Genomic DNA, 20057 nt, shown 5'->3' with positions numbered 1-20057 from the left:
TCTATCATTTTCTATATTTTAAACGAGCAAACGCATCGTGTTGGTGAATAGATTCTTCATTGCGACATTCAATATCAAAGCCATCAATCCAGTCGAATTCAACTAAATCAGCAGCAATGAGTCGAATTAAATCTTCTACGAAACGTGGGTTTTCATAAGCACGTTCTGTGACACGTTTTTCATCTGGACGTTTCAAGATAGGGTATAATATGGAACTCGCGTTAGCTTCCATAGCGTCTAAAATTTTATCTTTATAATCATCCACGACTTTAGCATCTTTATCTAAATAAGTTTTAACTGTAACGATTCCACGTTGGTTATGCGCTGAGTATTCACTGATTTCTTTAGAACAAGGACAAAGTGTTGTAACAGTAGCTTCAATCGTTAGTTCTTTACGTGTTACTTTCTCGCCATCAATTGCAAGTCCGTACGTGACGTCTGCGTTACCTACAGCTTTAATATTAGTCACTGGACTAAAGCGATCAAAGAACCATTTTCCTGAGACATCCACCCCAGCAGCATTTTGATTCATTTTTTCTTGAAGTGTGCGTAATACTTGATAAAGTGTATTAAATTCAAGCTCAATTCCATTATTATAATGCTTTTCAACACTCTCTAATATACGACTCATATTAATGCCTTTTTCATCTTTATTTAAACTTGTTGAAAAGCTAAATAATCCTGCAGTTTGATACTGATCAATCAATACAGGATACGTTAAATTTTTAATTCCTACTTCTTCTATTTCAAATAGGAAATTTTTATGAGTGCTTTGTAAATCAGTCATTTCATTTTTAGTTGTAGGTTTCGTACCTTCGATAGGATCTACAGAACCGAAGTGTTTCCAACGACCCTCTCGAGTAGATAAATCAAATTCTGTCATGTTTTACCTCCATTTAAGATTCGAAGTGATAAGTCCAAAATGGCTCAACCTTTAAGAAACTTTGTGCTTGTCCATCAATGTCAGGGCTCGCAATTTGTTTTAAGAATGGTCCTGTTTGAGAAGCATGCGCTTCAAAGGCTTTAAGTTTTAAATCACTATATTTAGAAATGTCATTTTGAATGTCTGGTTGACCAAGTATTTCTGGTGCATCATTACTAAATGCTACAAGTGTGAGTCGTGGACGTTCTGATTCTGGCATACGTCCTACTGTACGTACAACAGCTTCTGCTGTAGCTTCATGGTCTGGATGCACGGCGAATTTAGGATAAAATGAAATAATTAACGACGGGTTAGTTTCATCAATGAGATTTTTTACCATATCGTCCATTTGATCATGTGGTTCAAACTCAACCGTTTTATCTCGTAACCCCATCTTTCTTAGGTCTGTAATTCCAATTGCTCGGCAAGCATCTTCAAGTTCTCGTTCTCGAATATTAGGTAAAGATTCCCTTGTCGCAAAAGGAGGGTTACCCAAGTTACGTCCCATTTGTCCTAGTGTTAAGCATGCGTACGTGACTGGCACGCCTGCGTCAATATAACTTGCAATGGTTCCAGCAGATGAGAAGGTTTCATCATCTGGATGTGGAAAGATTACAAGTACGTGTCTTTCATCAGTCATGATTCATAACCTCCTCTATATTGTGAATGGCTTAACGCTAATTTCTATTGTAGCTGCCAATTGTCCTTCATAATTAAATCCGGCGATGAGGAATTCGTTGTCGTGATTAACTTCATAGTGCGTTAATCCTTGTACATAAACCCAACCACCTTCTCGTAATTTTAATCCGACACGATATGGATCTTTTTCGCCACCTTTAAGTTGTGCGTGTTCATATGTGACTTGTATATTTCTTAAAAAGGTACCTGCGTTAAAAACGCGTTCGTCGAAATGGTTAGCGTATGCGCCATTTGTAGTTTCGACATGTAAGTACACGGGTTTATTTGCATAAGAAGTAAGTAAGTTAAGTACTTCTTGTTCATTAATCGGTTCCAACACGTTCACTCCCTTGTATTTTGCAGTGTGTTGATTGTAAACTGTCGAAATTTTAAACATTAGTTAAAGACTTTATCATATTACATCAATAGTAATAGAGCGTTTATAACTCGATGAGTTACGACGCCTTTATGCGTAGCCGAGTTGTGTGAGTCTTCACAGGTTTTGTAGTTATTAAAATTAGAGATGTTTATTTTAGTGTTAAGTACTTCACTAAAAAGATTCCAAAGTCGCGATTTTTTACGCTTTATTATTAGTGACTACTTATATTATCTCTTTAATATTTTACAACGTGTACTAATGTGTTTATAAAAAATCAGTAAATGTGTTTATCTATATATTTTACTAGAAAGCGATGTATATTTGTACACGAATGCTTGAAATAATTAGGAAAATTTTTTAGTTATAGATAAAAAGATAGATAATGAAGTTTGTTAAATTTCTTTAAATTAAGAATTAAATTTTGTTAAATATGTATTTGAAGGGTATATTATATAAGTGGAGTTGGAAAGGTGTAAGAACATAGATTTAAAAATCGAGGTGTTTAAAAATTGAAAATCATCAACTTAGGTTCTAAGAAACTTGCGTCATTTTATGTTGCATGTGAATTATATAAAGAAATGAGTTGCCAACCTACAAGTAAATTAGGTTTAGCTACTGGTGGCACAATGACTGAGGTATACAAATATTTAGTTGAGTTATTAGAAAAGAATCAATTAGATGTTTCTCATGTTGAAACATTTAATTTAGATGAATATGTTGGATTAAAAGCTGAACACCCTCAAAGTTATCATTATTATATGAATGAGGTATTATTTGATCAATATCCGAACTTCAATAAAGAAAATATTCATATACCAAATGGTTACAGCTCTCAATTAGAGGATGAGGCTGAACGTTATAACCAATTGCTTAATGATAGAGGTCCTGTTGATATACAAATATTAGGTATAGGTGAAAATGGTCATATTGGATTTAATGAACCTGGTACTGATTTACATAGTGAAACGCACATTGTTGATTTGACAGAGAGTACGATACGTGCAAACAGTCGTTATTTTGAAAGTGAATCAGATGTTCCACAACAAGCTGTTTCAATGGGATTAGCAAGTATTTTAAAGGCTAAACGTATTATTTTGCTTGCATTTGGAGAAAAGAAAAAAGAAGCGATTCATCAATTAATGAATAACCAGGTTACTAAAGACATCCCTTCTACAATTTTACATGCCCATCCAAATGTGGAAGTGTATGTTGATGATGAGGCTGCACCTCCTCATATTGATAAAGTCTAATTGTGGTGATAGCATTTTCAGCTCAGTTTAAAAAATGAAATGCCGGGTAAACACCTTTATATAATAGAAATTGACTGTCATATGAAAGGATGTATTTCATTGGAACTACAATTAGCAATTGATTTATTAAATAAAGAAGAAGCAGCAAAATTAGCGAAAAAAGTTGAAGAATATGTAGATATTGTTGAAATTGGTACGCCGATTGTTATTAACGAAGGTTTACCATCAGTTCAACATTTAAATGAGAATATTAGTAATGCGAAAGTATTAGCAGATTTAAAAATCATGGATGCAGCAGATTATGAAGTAAGCCAAGCTGTTAAATTTGGTGCTGATGTTGTAACTATTTTAGGTGTAGCAGAAGACGCATCAATTAAAGCTGCTGTTGAAGAAGCACATAAACATGGTAAAGAATTATTAGTAGATATGATTGCGGTACAAGATCTTGAAACACGCGCAAAAGAATTAGACGAAATGGGCGCTGATTATATCGCTGTACACACTGGTTATGATTTACAAGCTGAAGGTCAATCACCATTAGATAGTTTACGTACAGTGAAGTCAGTAATTAAAAATTCTAAAGTCGCTGTAGCTGGCGGTATTAAACCAGATACAATTAAAGATATTGTGGCTGAAGAACCTGATTTAGTTATCGTAGGTGGAGGAATCGCAAACGCTGACGATCCTGTTGAAGCTGCAAAACAATGTCGCGATGCGATTGAAGGTAGATAGGATGACAGAATTTAATAACTATCGTCTTATACTTGATGAATTAGATCATACGTTGTCGCATGTTGATGATACGTCGTATGAAAGATTTGCTAATGACGTTGTTGGTGCGGATAGAATATTTGTAGCTGGTAAAGGGCGTTCTGGATTTGTTGCAAATAGTTTTGCAATGCGTTTAAACCAACTAGGTGAACACGCTTATGTTGTAGGAGAGTCCACGACTCCATCAATAAAAGAGCACGACCTTTTCATTATTATTTCTGGGTCAGGTTCAACAGAACACTTAAGATTGTTAGCTGAAAAAGCGCAAAAGATTGGCGCTAAAGTTGTACTTATTACAACGCAAACAGATTCGCCAATCGGAGAGCTTGCTGAAACTATTATAGAATTACCAGCTGGCACTAAACACGATATTGAAGGTTCTAAGCAACCACTAGGAAGCTTGTTTGAACAAGCGTCACTAGTTTTCCTCGACAGTGTTGTATTGCCTTTAATGGAAGCATTTCATATCAATGAAGAAACAATGCAACAAAATCATGCTAATTTAGAATAGTAAGAAATACTACCAGAGATTCCATGAAGTCCATGAAATCTCTGGTTTTTTAATATATCGCAGTTTTAACCAAAAAAGTGTATATTTATAATGTAATTACTATCTAAGAGGTGTAACATCATGAATTTTGACAACTATATTTTTGATTTTGATGGTACTTTAGCAGACACAACATTATGTCACGTTTATGCAACTGAGCAGGCTTTTAAGGAATTAAATTTAAAGAATCCTGGTAAAGAAGAAATTTTAAGTGCACAAAGCCAACCGTTAGAGGAAGGTTTGAGAAGTTTAACTAGTATCGGTATAGATGAGGAAAAAGTTGAATTATTCATTAGGGCTTATCATAAATATTATAGTCAATATGAAATACATAATATAAAAGAGTTTGCGGGAATAAGTGAAATGCTCCAATTACTACATAATAAAAAGAAAAATATCTTTGTAATATCAAGTAATGAAACAGCTGTAGTAACAAGACAATTAGATTATTTAGGGCTTAATCGATTTATAAAAGATGCACTAGGTTTACATATTAAGGAGTTGCGAAAGCCTCATTATAAAATCTTACAATCCATCATACAGAATAATCATTTAAATCAAGGACGTACAGTATATATCGGAGATACAAAGCATGATGTTAAAAGTGCGAGTTTATCAGATATTAGATCCTGTGTAGTGACTTGGGGCGCGCAATCTGCACATGATTTACTTCAAGAAAATCCGTATTATGTCGTGAATGAACCAGAGGAAATTTTTACTATAATATAAATTAATAACGTCTTACTTCCATATCATTGGTAGTGGGGCGTTAATTTTAGCATGAGGAATTTTAAGATTAATGTTAACATATTTATAAATAAAGTTTACATATGGTGATGGCATGTTAGAGGTAATTAAAAATATTTATGATTTTGGTGAGCATCAACCTAAGCGATTGGCTTTGGTATTTGATCATCAACGAATAACTTACGATGAATTGATTCATGAGATAGATAAAGCAAGTTCTCAATATTCTATGATTAACGAGGGAGAAAAAGTTGGTTTATTAAGTAATCATCCGATAAAAAATCTGATTCATTATTTCGCTATTCATAGAGTTGGAGGTATTCCGTGCTTTTTTAGTAGTAAATGGAATAAAGTTACAATAAACCAGCTGATTGAAAAATATAAAATTCAATGGTTAAAGAGTGACCAGCACTTAATTAAAACAGGGTATAATAGGATTTCTCATTCTATTAATGGTACATTACTGCATATTGGATTTACTTCGGGAACATCTGGCTTGCCCAAGGCTTATTATAGAAATGAACATTCATGGTTAATTTCTTATAAAGAGAATGAGAAATTAATAAAGCATGATTCAAAAGTGATTGTTGCTCCTGGCCCTTTATCACACTCACTCTCCTTATACGCATGTATATATGCTTTGTTTACAGGACGCACATTTGTAGGTCAAAAAGAGTTTAATGCAGAAGTACTCGTGAAGACTATACAGTCTATACATCAGCCTGCTTCATTGTTTGTAGTACCCACGATGCTTTATCAGTTCATTTTAAAAGGTTTATATACTGCGGAAATTAAAAGTATTTTCAGCAGTGGAGCAAAGCTTTCAAAAGAACAATTTAGGGCTATCGCTCAACTTTATCCAGATTCGAATTTAATAGAATTTTTTGGCACCTCTGAGGCAAGTTTTATTAGCTATAATTTCAATCAAACAGCACCAAGACAATCAGTAGGCAAATTGTTTCCAAACGTGGAAGCCAAACTATTTGAGAAAGATTCAAAACATATTGGACTACTAAAAGTTCGAAGTGAAATGACTTTTAGTGGATATGTTGGTGAAGAACAAATTTCAAATGAGTGGATTGAGACAGGAGATTATGCACTAATTAGAAATAGAAATTTATATCTAGTAGGAAGGAAAAGTGACCGTCTAATTATAGGTGGCGTTAACGTATATCCTAGTGAGATAGAACAGCGCGTGATGAATATTGAAGGTGTCAGTGAAGCAATAATAATAGGTGAGCCACATCATAAGTTTGGAGAAATAGCAGTTCTTTTGTATACAGGAATAAAAGAATTAAAATATTCAGAAGTAAAAACGTGTTTAAAGAATCATCTATCAAGATATGAGGTTCCGTCTAAAATTAGGAAAATTAACGGTATGCATTACACTGAATCTGGAAAAATTGCTAGAGGAAAAATGAAAACTAAATATTTGAATGGAGAGATTTAAATATGAAGCAACCAGTCATTGTAGCAGCTAAACGAATTGCATTTGGCAAGTATGGTGGATATTTAAAGCATTTGGAACCAGAACAACTACTAGAACCTTTATTCAATTACTTTCAAGCAGAATATCCTGGAGCGATGGAATACTTGGAAGACGTTATTATCGGCAACACAGTTGGCAATGGTGGTAACATCGCAAGGAAATCTTTGCTAGAAGCAGGCCTTAAAAACTCCGTTCCAGGCGTTACTATTGATCGACAGTGTGGCTCAGGACTAGAAACTATTATACAAGCTTGTAGAATGATACAAAGCGGCGCTGGAAATGTATACCTTGCAGGTGGTGTTGAGAGTATAAGTAGAGCACCTTGGAAATTAAAACGACCTCAATCAGTGTATGAAACAGAATTTCCTCAATTCTTCGAAAGAGCGCCATTTGCTCCAAAAGGTCAAGATCCTTCAATGATAGAAGCTGCTGAAAATGTGGCGCGAAAATACGGTATTTCGCGAGTAATGCAAGATAAGTTCGCTTATAGAAGCCATCAATTGACTCAAGATCACTATGATAATGGGAATATTTCCCGAGAAATATTGCCTATTAAAGTTAAAGGAGTATCGTTTGATAGAGATGAAAGTGTTAAGTCTCGTTTAACTACTGAGAAATTAAGTAGATTTAAACCATTATTAAATCAAGGTTCAATTACAGTTGGTAACAGTTGTATGAAAAATGATGGTGCCGTATTAATCCTTGTAATGGAAGAGAAACTCGCTAAAAACTTAGGTTTTGCTAAAGGATTAAAATTTATTGAAAGTTGTACAGTTGGGGTTGATCCTAATTATTTAGGTATAGGTCCTGTGCCAGCAGTTAGAAAGCTGTTAAAAAGAGCTAAAGTTAAAATAGAAGATATTGATACTATAGAATTAAATGAAGCATTTAGTTCACAGGTTTTAGCTTGTCAGAAGGAACTTAGTATTTCTGATGATAAGCTAAACCGATGGGGCGGCGCAATCGCTTCTGGTCACCCATATGGAGCAAGTGGCGCTGCTCTAGTTACACGATTATTTCATATGAATGTGCAAAATAAATCCATTGCAACAATGGGAATCGGTGGAGGGCTCGGTAATGCAGTATTATTTGAGAGATGGTGAAGAACATCAAAGAGTCATTTTTAAAGAAGAAGACGTGCGTAAGTATTGCTATTTATTAAATAAAGATTTCAATTATCAAGTCCCTACTTTAATGTGTGCAAAGCTTTGGTCGGAATTTAAAAGTTATAAAAAATTTGTAAAGAAACCTTTAATTTTAAAGGAGACATATGTTAAAGAATTTAATAAATTAGTAACGGATGAAGTATATGACGCGACTTTAAGCAAAATTTCAGTTAAAAATATAAAAGATTTTATCAAGCACACCTATAGTTTGAAAATAAATAAAAATAACCATAAATGTATATATATAGAACAAGTTTTTATTGAGGTAAAGCGTTAAAATGAAGATTTCAATCGAGATTATTAAAGAATACTTAGTATTAGTGAATGATATGAATCCAATACACAATGACATTGTACCAGGTCAATTAGTATGTGAAATCGCCTTCGAAGAACTCAATATACAATGGGAGAATTATAAAATAAAATACCTTAAACCTATTGATATACATGACGATATACGATTTTTTGTTGAAGACGAAACAATTATAAAAGTTTCGGATGATTTATACGGGGTAAAACTAATGGTATTAAAAAATTAGATGAAAAATTATTTTTTAGTTTTTTTATTTTCGTTGCCAATAATTAATGGAAGCAATTTCAAATGTTAAATTTAAATATCTGTAAAATGAATAAACTTAAAAAATTGAAAATTATGTAAACTGAATTAATTTGACATTAAAGTTTAACTACGTATAATTATGTAACATATCACAAGGGAGTGTTGTTGTAATGAAGTTCAACAAAAATCATATTAACGTGGTAGACGGTCAAGAAGCGAAAAAAACCGTTGTAGCTACCGGTATTGGTAACGCCATGGAATGATTTGACTTTGAGGTTTATGCTTATACAACTGCATACATAGGAGCGAATTTCTTCTCTCCAGTACATAATCCTCAAATCCAACAAATTTTTACATTTGCAGCATTAGCAATCGCGTTCTTATTAAGACCTATTGGCGGTATCGTATTTGGTATCATCGGTGACAAATATGGACGTAAAGTTGTATTAACTACAACAATTATTTTAATGGCATTATCTACACTTACTATTGGGTTACTACCCAATTACAATACAATAGGAATATGGGCGCCAATACTGTTATTACTTGCTAGGGTGCTACAAGGCTTTTCTACAGGTGGGGAATACGCAGGTGCAATGACTTACGTTGCTGAATCATCACCGGATAAACGTCGTAATAGTTTAGGTAGTGGCCTTGAAATTGGTACACTTTCAGGTTATATTGCGGCTTCAATTATGATTGCATTATTAAGTTTCTTCTTAACTCATGATCAGATGCAAGCATGGGGTTGGAGAATTCCATTTATTCTAGGTTTATTCCTTGGATTATTTGGTCTTTATTTACGTCGTAGACTGGAAGAGTCTCCTGTTTATGAAAATGATGTAGCTTCCACTCCTCAAAGAGATAACATAGGGTTCTTCACTATTATTCGATATTATTATAAAGATATTCTCGTTTGCTTCGTAGCGGTAGTATTCTTTAATGTAACGAACTATTCTGTAACAGCTTATCTACCAACGTATCTTGGTCAAATTGTTAAACTGGATGCCACGACTACAAGTGTACTTATTACATGTGTAATGGCAGTTATGATTCCATTAGCACTAATGTTTGGTAAAATGGCCGATAAAATTGGTGAGAAAAAGGTATTCTTGATTGGTACAGGAGGACTTACTTTATTAAGTATTGTCGCATACAGTTTACTAAGTACTAAATCATTACCATTAATAATTATCGGTGTCTTCATATTAGGATTCTTCCTTTCAACATATGAAGCAACAATGCCAGGATCTTTACCAACAATGTTCTATACACATATCAGATATCGTACATTATCAGTAACATTTAACATATCTGTTTCTTTATTTGGTGGTACTACGCCTTTAATTGCATCATGGTTAGTAGAATCAACTGGAAATGCTTTAGCTCCAGCATATTATTTAACTGCAATTAGTTTAATTGGATTCTTAGTTATTACTTTATTTCATGCAAGTACAGCAAGTAAGTCACTTAAAGGTTCTTATCCAAATGTTGATAATGAAGAAGATAGAAAATACTATGAAGAAAACCCTAAAAAAGCTTTATGGTGGGTTAAAGAGAGAAAAGAAAAAGAAAACTTCTAAATATAAAAACTTAGAACATAACTTTCATTAAAGTAATAGCAGTAAAATGATCTCAATTAGAAATCTTTTTACTGCTATTTTTTTATTCACTAGACGTTCTTTTAATTAGAAAAAATAAACGCTAATGTTAGCAACGCTCAAAGGTTCTCTCCGAGCTACAAAAGGGGACAATTTTGGCTAACATTAGCGTTTTATACATTTTAAGGTGAGTATTTTTAGGGATGATTGAATGGCTTTTAAAGTTTATAGTTTAGGGGACAGAAAACTTTAAAAAACACATTATGTTAGGGAATAATTAGAACATAAATTCTAATTCTCAAATTCTCAATTGGATTTTGTGCAATGTCTTGTTTGGATGTGAAAATAACATCGACACGGTTTAGTAACTCATTTTCATTGTGTCTACGTCATTTTCTAGTAGAGAGAGCAATTTATAGATTTCGAATTCACTGAAAGTTTCATCACATTTTACTGTAATAGTCTTGAAAGTTTTAGTTATGATTTCGTAAATAGGTACTCCGTTCTCTATATTTTGCCTGTAGATAATCATGTTGTTCGATTCCTCCTTTGTCTCTCTACACTCTATATAGTAAATGAGTTTCTTTAAAAATACATGGGGCTATGGTATCAACTTTGAATACTACGAACATCGGAGAGATATCTCAGACTTTATGCCTAGAAATTTAGAGAAGTATTTGAAACCTCATTCAACAAAATATTTTAATTTCAATGATGATCTAAAAAACTGGCTTACACTTAAAGTAAGCCAGTTTCATTTACATATTTATTAAATATTACCTTTAAAGAGTTCAACTAGACGATGTGGACTGTCCTCACCTAGACATATATCCAATAATTCATGTGATTCTCTAGCTTCTTCTTCGCTTCTAGGGAACATGGTTTCTTCATAATCTTTAATAACGCTATTTAAATCTCCATTCATTTTTGCAATGCTTTCTGCTAATTCCGCGGCATCTAACATAGCTAAGTTTGCGCCTTCACCTGAAGGAGCCATTAAATGAGCCGCATCTCCGATTAAAGTAACGCCTTGTCGTCTTTGCCAACGATGTTCATCAGGCAATGCATTAATTTTTCTTGGAGTAATTGAGGATTCAGCTTCCATAATCAATGCAGTAATTTCATTAGGCCAACCTTTAAATTCATTAGCTATAGTTTGTGTAGCTTCCTTTTTATTTGAGAAATCAATGTTGTCAATCCACTCTGAAGAGCATTGCATCTGTACATAAGTATGAATAATACCCCCATATTCACGATGTGCTACGATACCTTTTCCTGGAGATAATGCAAACATTTGGCCTTGTCCTACAACTTTTGCAGTTTCAGGATATTGGTTATCAACGTCATGAAGGTATGTTTCTATAAATGTGTAACCAGTATAATGAGGTGTAATATCAGTTAAAACTTTACGTACTTTAGACCATGCGCCGTCTGCACCTACTAATTTGCTAGTAGTTAAAGATGTATCATCTCTAAAGAACACTTGGTATTGTCCTTTTTCCAATTCTTCTACACGATCCACTTTTTTATTCCACTCTATTGTTTCGTTAGGTAATGAATCAATTAAAATTTGTCTTAAATCTCCACGTAAAACTTCAGGTCTACCATTATTTTCGTCAGCAGGCGCATCGTGAAGTAATTCCCCATTAGAATTAAATATACGTGCTGCGTCTGCGCCTTCATGAATAATAGAGTGAAATTCATCCATCAGATGAGCTTTTTTAAGTGCAACTTGCCCATTATGTTCATGTATATCAAGTTGACCACCTTGCGTACGTGCATTTGGAGATGTATCAATTTCATAAACCTTAGATGGTATACCATTGACATACAATACTCTGGCAAGTGTCAAACCTCCGATGCCTCCGCCAATGATTGTGATAGGTTCAGTCATCCCCACGTTTTGATCTTCAATATTCATGTTATAAGTTCCTCCTTTTTAAAAGGTTTCATTTACCATTGTTTACTACAGTAAAGGTTGTTTTAAACATATTCGTTTTAATATTTTTAGAGTGAAGATTCTAAAACGTGTGATAAAGGTGGAATATACACATAAAAATTTCCAATATAGAAAAATAAAAAGCTTTCAATCACCTTATTAATCAATAAAAAGTGATTAAAAGCTTTAAATTAAAAGAAGCTAAACATCATTTCATTTCTCAAATGCTTCTAACATTTTTGAATTAGATGACTGAATTTGAACTGTGTTTATATCAAGCTTTTGTCTATTTTAGCCATCTTAGAAAGCTATATAGAATGAATTCTTATTTTAGAAATCAATGCAGTATTTCTTTAAACTTCTGTTACTTCGACTTCGATGTGTTCGATGCGATGATATGCACCATGATCAACAGGTCCTACAAATTCATTCATTTTCCAACCGTTTTTGATTGCAGATGCTACGAAAGCTTTAGCAGCGATGACTGCTTCTCTTGGAGATTTACCGTTAGCTAGGTAAGCAGTTGTCGCAGCTGCGAACGTACAACCTGCACCGTGGTTATAACTTTGTTGGAACATATCTGTTGTTAACTGATAGAATTTATCGCCATCGTAGTATAAATCATAAGATTTATCTTGATCTAGCGCTTTACCACCTTTGATAATCACGTGAGGTGTACCTGCATCATAAATGATTTTAGCAGCTTTTTTCATATCTTCGATTGAAGTTAATTTTCCTAAACCTGAAAGTTGGCCAGCTTCAAATAAGTTTGGCGTTACTACTGTTGCTTTAGGTAGTAAATATTTAATCATTGCGTCAGTATTTCCTGGGTTAAGTACTTCGTCTTCACCTTTACAAACCATGACTGGGTCTACGACGAAGTAATCTGCACCTGATTCTTCATAAACTTCGCCTGCACGTTTAATGATTTCTTGAGTACCTAACATACCCGTCTTGATTGCGTCAGGGCCAATAGAAATTGCAGTTTCAAGTTGCTTTTCAAAGACATTCATATCTAGAGGTGTTACATCATGAGACCACGTTTCTTTATCCATCGTAACGATAGATGTCAAAGCCACCATTCCATACGTATCTAATTCTTGGAATGTTTTAAGGTCTGCTTGCATACCAGCTCCCGCACTCGTATCAGACCCTGCAATTGTTAATACTTTCTTTAAAGCCATAATTTTATTCACTCCCGTTAAGTTCTAATATATCCTTAATCATACCACGTTTATCGGGTAAGCTAAATGTTTATAGCTTTTCGAAAATGAAGGACCGTATGAATATATTACGCATTTAATTGAGAAATATGTAATTCATTGTTAATAGGAAGAAATGTCATATCGTCCTTTGATAGTAATTCTTCATTTAATTGAACTTTGAAAAGTTGATTACTAAAGTATGGCTTAATGTAATAAGCTTTATCTTTACTCTCCATAACTAATTGATATTGTGTGTAATGTGTTTCTCCAGCATCTAGCACAGCTCCTTGCGGTATACTGACAGAGTCTAGGATTTTAAAACAATTCATAAGGTTGATATCTTCATTATGAGAAGATGATAAATGATGTCTTAAATAAGTGGCACGCACGAATCGTTCTGTAGATGTATAGCCACCTGGTAGACCATTAGTGCCAGCTTCACATCCCATGGAACGCACTAATACTTTGCCAACAAGCTGATTTGTTGATTTCTCAGGTTGAAGGAAAGCATAATTTCTTAAATTTTGAATATGCCACTCAAGTTTAGGTGCGTTGGTTAATACCTTAACGTGGTTGTCTTTAACGATAAGTAGTCCGTTATGGGGTTCCACTGCAACTGTATGTCCTGACGTATCAGTGATTATAAAATGCAGGGGTGGAACTATATTTAATGTAGTATTTTTTTCATTCATAATGTTGATGTTTTTCACTTTTTGTTTGAGTTCTTCTATACTTTTAACGAAGCCAAGCACCCACACTATAAATTCTTCAGGTGCTAAATTGAAATAGCCATACCGTCTATGGTTGCTATATGAAGCTTCACCAGTGAAATAATGGTTTGAAATTGCCACTCCATGTTCATTGATGCCATCACCAAAGCGATATCTTCCGACTTTTAAATTAGTGCCTACGAAACCGTATTGAAGTCGTAATTCTGATTCTAAGTCAAATTGATACCGATAGTGGCGAGGTACCACAGTAGGTATGCCGTTAAATTCGAATGCGAAATCCATTGTTCTAGCTAAATAATGATGTTTTGATTTTGTGAAAAATGAAAAACCAGTACACATATGTCTACGCTCCAAACTTCTGATATAAATTGATTTAGTAGTACTATAGCCAAAAATATTTATATTGTAAACTTTGAAATATTATAGGTTTACATTTATAGAGCGGCAATTTAATCTTCATAACTTCTTATCATTGAATATGTTAAAATATGTCGAGAGGTGAATGCGATGAAATGGTCAGAAGTTTTTCATGATATAACGTCAAAACATGACTTTCAGGAGATGCACGATTTTCTAGAAAAAGAATATACAACTAAAATTGTGTACCCAGATAGAAAGAATATTTACCAAGCATTTGATTTAACACCGTTTGACAATATAAAGGTAGTTATACTGGGGCAAGATCCATACCATGGACCTAACCAAGCACATGGTTTAGCATTTTCAGTGCAACCTAATGCTAAATTTCCACCTTCATTGCGAAATATGTACCAAGAACTAGAAGATGATATTGGTTGTCATAGGGTATCACCACATTTACAAGATTGGGCTAGAGAAGGTGTGCTTTTATTAAATACTGTGCTGACAGTGAGACAAGGAGAAGCACATTCACATAGAGATATCGGATGGGAAACATTTACTGATGAAGTGATTGAAGCGGTTTCTAAACATCGTGAAAATGTTGTTTTTATATTATGGGGCAAACCTGCTCAACAAAAAGAGAAACTCATTGATACATCTAAACATTTAGTTATAAAATCTCCTCATCCTAGTCCATTATCTGCTTTTAGAGGTTTCTTTGGTTCTAAGCCTTATTCAAGAACGAATGAATATCTAAAAGCTAAAGGAAAAGACCCTATTAATTGGTGCGAAGGTTAAGGTGATATATGATGCGCAATAATAAAATGATTCATTTGATTGAACAAGAATTAGTGCAAGCGGATGAAGCTCATACTGAGGCTGAATTTGAAAAGCATATGTATGCTATACATACATTAACTTCTCTATACACTTCTAGTGATAATCAAACTTCGGTTCAAGATAGGCATGACGTATCCAATGCTCAAGCTTTATCTTCGCAACGCAAAGAATCGAATCAATCAAATCATAATAAAAATCAAGTGTCAGCTGCTGAAATTGAAGCAATGGGAGGTAAAGTACCTCAATCAATGAAAAATGAACATACGTCTCATTCAAATTTAATGACTACAGATGACAATATAGGAAATGGCGAGTCTATTTTCGACTTTTAAACATAAAGGAGCACAATTGAAATGATGAAATTATTTATAATTCTAGGTGCACTCAATACGATGATGGCTGTCGGTACAGGTGCTTTTGGTGCACATGGTTTAGAAAACAAATTATCTGAAAAATACATGTCTGTTTGGGAAAAAGCGACAATGTATCAAATGTATCATGGTCTCGGACTATTAATTATTGGAGTAATTAGCGGTACTACTGCTATTAATGTTAATTGGGCAGGTTGGTTACTTTTCTTCGGGATCGTCTTCTTCAGCGGTTCTTTATATATCTTAGCACTTACACAAATTCGAATTTTAGGTGCTATTACACCAATTGGCGGCGTGTTATTTATAGCAGGTTGGTTAATGTTAATTATCGCTACATTTAAATATGCAGGCTAAATACTCATAACTAACAAACATTTTTAAGCTTAAAATTCTAAAGAAAATAGTATACTTGATATTTAAAAACTCACCGAATCGGGTATAGAATACCTTCGAGGTGAGTTTTATTTATGGAAAATAAAAATAATAAAGTAGATAGAGGTGACCTTAAGCAAAACCTTTCTGAAAAGTTCGTATGGGCAATTGCTTACGGCTCATGTATCGGTTGGGGTGCTTTTATTTTACCAGGGGATTGGATTAAACAATCAGGACCTATTGCATCCTCTATAGGCATCGTCATTGGTGCGTTATTAATGATTTTAATCGCCGTTAGTTATGGGGCGTTAGTTGAGAAATTCCCGGTTTCAGGGGGAGCATTTGCTTTTAGTTTCTTAAGTTTCGGTAGATATGTAAGTTTCTTTTCATCTTGGTTTTTAACATTTGGCTATGTCTGCGTCGTAGCACTAAATGCTACAGCGTTTAGTTTATTAGTTAAGTTTCTATTACCCAATGTTTTAAATAATGGAAAGTTATATACAGTTGCAGGTTGGGATGTCTACATAACGGAGATTATCATTGCAACAGTACTATTATTAGTCTTTATGATTATCTCAATTAGAGGTGCGAGTGTATCTGGATCACTTCAATATTATTTCTGTATTGCAATGGTTGTCGTTGTCTTACTTATGTTCTTTGGTTCATTCTTTGGTAGTAACTTTGACTTAAGTAATTTACAACCTTTAGCTAATTCAGATAAAGGTTGGTTTAGATCTATTATCATGATTGTGGCTATCGCACCATGGGCTTATGTAGGTTTCGATAACATTCCGCAAACCGCAGAAGAATTTAATTTCGCACCAAATAAAACATTTAAATTAATTGTTTATAGCTTACTAGCAGCAGCACTAACATATGTTGTCATGTTACTTTATACTGGATGGTTAGGCACACATTCTAAAAGTCTCAACGGTAACTTATGGTTAACAGGTGCAGTTACGCAAGGAGCATTTGGTTACATTGGTCTTGGTGTATTAGCTATTGCTATCGCAATGGGTATCTTTACAGGACTCAACGGTTTCTTGATGAGTTCAAGTCGTCTTTTATTCTCTATGGGACGTTCTGGTATTATGCCTACAGTATTTAGTAAATTGCATAGTAAATATAAAACACCATATGTTGCTATTATCTTCTTAGTGGGTGTAGCATTAGTAGCGCCTTGGTTAGGACGTAATGCATTAAATTGGATTGTTAACATGTCGTCAACAGGTGTCTCTATTGCATACTTCATTACTTGTTTATCAGCAGCAAAACTATTTAGTTATGATAAACAAAGCAACACATACGCGCCTATTTATAAGACGTTTGCGATTATTGGTTCAATCGTATCATTTATCTTCTTAGGATTACTCTTAATTCCAGGATCGCCTGCATCATTGCCAGGACCTTCTTACATTGCTTTAGCAATTTGGCTAGTGATAGGTCTTATCTTCTTCTTTATCCGCTATCCTAAGCTTAAGAAGATGGATAATGACGAATTAAGTCGTTTAATTCTTAACCGTTCTGAAAATGAAGTCGAAGACATGGTTGATGAACCTAAGAAATAATTTAATTAATACAAAAAATGTTTCTTTAATATAGTTTTGAAATAAAGAAAGCTCAAAGATGATTTACATTAATAAAATCATCTTTGAGCTTATTCTATATATATGGAATTATAATTTTTTTCGTGTACGATCAAAGCCTGAGATAACTATTTTAGAGATTTGGTCAGCAAACAATAAGCCTAAAGCAATTGCTCCTGCAATCAATGTTACTTCAAGCATCGTATTAATTGCTCTGCTGAAATGAAGTAATACTAAATTTTTAGTAGCATCGTAAGCAAGTCCACCTGGAACTAAAGGAATAATACCTGTAACCATAAAGATAATGACTGGTTCTTTCATATGGCGTGCCATGTAGTGGCTTAATAAACCTAATGCTAAACTTCCAAAGAAACTTGAATAGATAGTGTGAACCTGTAGACCATCAAAGAATAGAATATAGACCATCCAACCACATGCTCCAACAAATCCACATGATAGATACAATTTCCTAGGCGCATCAAATATGACACAGAAGAAGAGTGAGGCGAGAAAACTAAATACAAAATTCAATATCCAAAACATTTTCTACATGCCTCCTAAACTAAAATTAAAATTGAGCTAACGCCTGCACCAATACCGAATGAAGTCACTAACGCCTCTAAAGATTTAGTAGTAAACATCAACATATGCCCACCAAATAAATCTTGAATCGCATTAGTAATTAATACTCCTGGTACAATCGGCATGACTGCTGCGATGATGATTGTTGCTAAATCGACACTTGGTACAAGCGAATGTCCAATGACTGCAATAATACCAATCACTAATGAACCTAAAAATTCTGGTATAAATTGTGCATGTAATTTGCGATCAAGTATTTCAACTACTAGATAACCAAAACTCCCAGCTAAAATCGCTGTAATCACATCAATGAGACGTCCTCCTTGTAAATAAAGAAAACTCATTGCGATAATTGCTGCAGCTATACCTTTGAAGGGAAGACTACTGTCCCTCTTAGCTATATAAATATGTTCTAATTTTTTCTTAGCTTCTTCTAGGTCAATTGTGCCATTAGTAATTTGTCTTGAGATTTCATTAGCTTGAGAAATTTTTATAAGATTTGTATCACGTGATTTAATTCTATATAAACGCTGATATGATTCATTATGTAACGTAAATTGAATAACAGTATTCGTTACAAAGCTATTACTTTCTGAATAACCTAACTTTCTAGCGATGCGAGTCATTGTGTCTTCGACTCTAGTACCCTCAGCGCCAGATTCTAATAATATTCGGGCAGCTAACATGACTACATCTTTAATTAGACTTTCATGAGCTGTTTCATTTGATTCAATAGTCATTACATCACCAATTTTTAAAATATTTTGAATTTAATATTATTATAGTAGATGTGATTAAAAAAGACCACATACATAAACTTTAACCCTATTCGCAAATGTGAAAAGTTAAACTAAAATATAATTAAATTATTTAAATAAGTTCAATTTTAAACCTATCATGAAATTATTCGGTAAAAGTGTATATTTTTAATTTTATCGTGTTTCAAATGTTTCAAAATGGTTAAAATAATATTAGTTAACGATTACAAAGAATATATTGGGTAGCGACTGTATATTCTCTGAAGTTAACTTAATACGTAGTAGTGATTAAAGTTCTCCCAAGGATACTACTAGGAAGGCACACTTCGAGTTCTCCGAAGTGTGCTTTTTCTATTTTTAAGTATATAAAAAAGCTATGAAGAAATATCTTCATAGCTTTCTGCAGTCAAAAATTAAATATTAAAGAATTCATTGAAATCGTCTGTATTTAAGATATGACCTACATAGAAACTACCAAAATCGCCATAACGCGCTGTAGTTTCGTCAAAACGCATTTCGTATACAATTTTCTTAAATTGTAATACATCGTCTGAGAATAATGTCACACCCCATTCAAAATCGTCAAAACCAACAGAACCAGTGATAAATTGTTTGATTTTACCGACATATTTACGTCCAATCATGCCGTGGTTATACATTAAATTCTTACGTTCTTCTATAGGTAACATATACCAGTTATAAGTTTCATTACGACGTTTATCCATAGGATAGAAGCAGATGTATTCAGAATGAGGAAGTTCAGGATACAATCTAGCTTTTACATGTGGATTTTCATACGGGTCTTCGTCAGATTTGCCGGCTAAGTAATTACTTAATTCAATCACTGAAACGTAAGAATAAGTAGGAATTAAGTAGTCCGCAATACGTAATTTATTAAAATCATTTTCAATTTTATTTAAGTCTTTCATTTCAGGACGTAAGAACCATAATAGTAGGTCTGCTTTTTGGCCTGTAATATTATAAATTGCTTGATCACCTGTGTGTGACTCTCTTGCTTTAGATTTATCTTCAACAAATGATTTTAATTCAGAAATCATTGCCTCACGCTCGTCTTCTGGAACTAAACGAAATGTAGTCCAATCCATTGCATAAAACAAATGTAAACTATACCAACCATCTAAAGTTTCGGCTGCTTCACTCATAGTTATCGCTCCTTATCTTCAAATTCTTAATCAATTCA

At 33.7% G+C, this 20057-nt stretch carries 22 protein-coding genes and 1 pseudogene; 13 read left to right on the top strand and 10 right to left on the bottom strand.

From position 1 onward, the window contains the following. Window positions 1-4 precede the first annotated feature (4 nt). Genes folE2 through HMPREF2706_RS10885 form a run of 3 tightly spaced genes read right to left on the bottom strand, consistent with a single transcriptional unit; the run spans window position 5 to window position 1940 of the window. Entirely contained in the window at window positions 5-883 is an 879-nt protein-coding gene (gene folE2 / locus HMPREF2706_RS10895) for a GTP cyclohydrolase FolE2 (protein ID WP_002433461.1), read from the bottom strand. Window positions 884-896: 13 nt separating this feature from the next. Beyond that, window positions 897-1562 carry a bacillithiol biosynthesis deacetylase BshB2 gene (bshB2, locus tag HMPREF2706_RS10890; RefSeq protein WP_002433272.1) on the bottom strand — a complete coding sequence of 222 codons (666 nt, stop codon included), beginning with the start codon at window positions 1560-1562 and terminating at the stop codon, window positions 897-899. Window positions 1563-1577: 15 nt separating this feature from the next. After that, window positions 1578-1940, bottom strand: a complete 363-nt coding sequence (locus tag HMPREF2706_RS10885) for a YojF family protein (protein WP_172969464.1) — start codon at window positions 1938-1940, stop codon at window positions 1578-1580. Between the two features lie 548 nt (window positions 1941-2488). On the opposite strand from HMPREF2706_RS10885, the gene nagB reads away from it, so the two are divergent. From nagB to HMPREF2706_RS10840, 9 genes and pseudogenes are all read left to right on the top strand, one after another. Next, complete coding sequence (gene nagB / locus HMPREF2706_RS10880) at window positions 2489-3229, top strand: glucosamine-6-phosphate deaminase (RefSeq protein ID WP_002433147.1); 741 nt, start codon at window positions 2489-2491, stop codon at window positions 3227-3229. Window positions 3230-3328: 99 nt separating this feature from the next. Then, window positions 3329-3961, top strand: coding sequence for a 3-hexulose-6-phosphate synthase (gene hxlA / locus HMPREF2706_RS10875; RefSeq protein ID WP_023350759.1), 633 nt, complete (start codon window positions 3329-3331; stop codon window positions 3959-3961). Between the two features lies 1 nt (window position 3962). Further along, window positions 3963-4511: a 6-phospho-3-hexuloisomerase gene (hxlB, locus tag HMPREF2706_RS10870; protein WP_002433290.1), complete on the top strand. Its 549-nt coding sequence runs from the start codon at window positions 3963-3965 to the stop codon at window positions 4509-4511. A 120-nt stretch (window positions 4512-4631) separates the two neighbouring features. Next, window positions 4632-5279: an HAD family hydrolase gene (locus tag HMPREF2706_RS10865; RefSeq protein WP_030059916.1), complete on the top strand. Its 648-nt coding sequence runs from the start codon at window positions 4632-4634 to the stop codon at window positions 5277-5279. Between the two features lie 112 nt (window positions 5280-5391). Further along, a complete protein-coding gene (locus HMPREF2706_RS10860; RefSeq protein ID WP_030059918.1) occupies window positions 5392-6747 on the top strand; it encodes an AMP-binding protein in 1356 nt (451 codons plus the stop codon). A 2-nt stretch (window positions 6748-6749) separates the two neighbouring features. Further along, window positions 6750-7889: a thiolase family protein gene (locus HMPREF2706_RS10855; RefSeq protein WP_049428858.1), complete on the top strand. Its 1140-nt coding sequence runs from the start codon at window positions 6750-6752 to the stop codon at window positions 7887-7889. Further along, a complete protein-coding gene (locus tag HMPREF2706_RS10850; protein ID WP_002452507.1) occupies window positions 7864-8229 on the top strand; it encodes a hypothetical protein in 366 nt (121 codons plus the stop codon). The genes HMPREF2706_RS10855 and HMPREF2706_RS10850 overlap by 26 nt, the downstream gene beginning before the upstream one ends. 1 nt (window position 8230) lies before the next feature. Then, a complete protein-coding gene (locus tag HMPREF2706_RS10845) occupies window positions 8231-8491 on the top strand; it encodes a hypothetical protein (protein WP_002432996.1) in 261 nt (86 codons plus the stop codon). A 190-nt stretch (window positions 8492-8681) separates the two neighbouring features. Beyond that, window positions 8682-10094 (top strand): annotated as a pseudogene (locus HMPREF2706_RS10840) (MFS transporter). Between the two features lie 379 nt (window positions 10095-10473). On the opposite strand, the gene vraX reads toward HMPREF2706_RS10840, so the two are convergent. The 4 genes from vraX to HMPREF2706_RS10825 form a co-directional block, all read right to left on the bottom strand. After that, window positions 10474-10644 (bottom strand): C1q-binding complement inhibitor VraX, encoded by a 171-nt coding sequence (gene vraX, locus HMPREF2706_RS12250; protein WP_016898722.1) that lies wholly within the window; start codon window positions 10642-10644, stop codon window positions 10474-10476. A gap of 237 nt (window positions 10645-10881) precedes the next feature. Continuing rightward, window positions 10882-12033: an FAD-dependent oxidoreductase gene (locus tag HMPREF2706_RS10835; RefSeq protein ID WP_070597725.1), complete on the bottom strand. Its 1152-nt coding sequence runs from the start codon at window positions 12031-12033 to the stop codon at window positions 10882-10884. A gap of 371 nt (window positions 12034-12404) precedes the next feature. Then, a complete protein-coding gene (thiD, locus tag HMPREF2706_RS10830) occupies window positions 12405-13235 on the bottom strand; it encodes a bifunctional hydroxymethylpyrimidine kinase/phosphomethylpyrimidine kinase (protein ID WP_030059924.1) in 831 nt (276 codons plus the stop codon). Between the two features lie 107 nt (window positions 13236-13342). After that, on the bottom strand, window positions 13343-14326 hold the full coding sequence (locus tag HMPREF2706_RS10825; protein ID WP_030059926.1) for a choloylglycine hydrolase family protein: 984 nt from the start codon (window positions 14324-14326) through the stop codon (window positions 13343-13345). A gap of 168 nt (window positions 14327-14494) precedes the next feature. On the opposite strand from HMPREF2706_RS10825, the gene HMPREF2706_RS10820 reads away from it, so the two are divergent. From HMPREF2706_RS10820 to HMPREF2706_RS10805, 4 genes are all read left to right on the top strand, one after another. Next, window positions 14495-15145: a uracil-DNA glycosylase gene (locus HMPREF2706_RS10820; protein WP_002433321.1), complete on the top strand. Its 651-nt coding sequence runs from the start codon at window positions 14495-14497 to the stop codon at window positions 15143-15145. 11 nt (window positions 15146-15156) lie between these two features. Continuing rightward, window positions 15157-15519 carry a DUF5327 family protein gene (locus HMPREF2706_RS10815; RefSeq protein WP_030059928.1) on the top strand — a complete coding sequence of 121 codons (363 nt, stop codon included), beginning with the start codon at window positions 15157-15159 and terminating at the stop codon, window positions 15517-15519. Between the two features lie 24 nt (window positions 15520-15543). Continuing rightward, window positions 15544-15912: a DUF423 domain-containing protein gene (locus HMPREF2706_RS10810; protein WP_162488584.1), complete on the top strand. Its 369-nt coding sequence runs from the start codon at window positions 15544-15546 to the stop codon at window positions 15910-15912. A 113-nt stretch (window positions 15913-16025) separates the two neighbouring features. Next, window positions 16026-17498, top strand: coding sequence for an APC family permease (locus tag HMPREF2706_RS10805; RefSeq protein ID WP_002452516.1), 1473 nt, complete (start codon window positions 16026-16028; stop codon window positions 17496-17498). A gap of 108 nt (window positions 17499-17606) precedes the next feature. Here HMPREF2706_RS10805 and HMPREF2706_RS10800 read toward each other — a convergent pair whose 3' ends face one another. The 3 genes from HMPREF2706_RS10800 to hemQ all read right to left on the bottom strand — a co-directional run bounded on the left by HMPREF2706_RS10800 (window position 17607) and on the right by hemQ (window position 20019). Further along, a complete protein-coding gene (locus HMPREF2706_RS10800) occupies window positions 17607-18059 on the bottom strand; it encodes a threonine/serine exporter family protein (RefSeq protein ID WP_002433140.1) in 453 nt (150 codons plus the stop codon). A gap of 14 nt (window positions 18060-18073) precedes the next feature. Then, window positions 18074-18838 carry a threonine/serine exporter family protein gene (locus HMPREF2706_RS10795; protein WP_030059931.1) on the bottom strand — a complete coding sequence of 255 codons (765 nt, stop codon included), beginning with the start codon at window positions 18836-18838 and terminating at the stop codon, window positions 18074-18076. A 431-nt stretch (window positions 18839-19269) separates the two neighbouring features. Continuing rightward, window positions 19270-20019 carry a hydrogen peroxide-dependent heme synthase gene (gene hemQ / locus HMPREF2706_RS10790; protein WP_070862374.1) on the bottom strand — a complete coding sequence of 250 codons (750 nt, stop codon included), beginning with the start codon at window positions 20017-20019 and terminating at the stop codon, window positions 19270-19272. Between the last annotated feature and the right edge of the window lie 38 nt (window positions 20020-20057).

It is taken from the genome of Staphylococcus sp. HMSC067F07, assembly GCF_001837405.1.
GTDB lineage: Bacteria > Bacillota > Bacilli > Staphylococcales > Staphylococcaceae > Staphylococcus > Staphylococcus capitis.
Note: the sequence above shows the minus strand (reverse complement) of the source record. Positions and strands in the feature narration are given on the sequence as shown.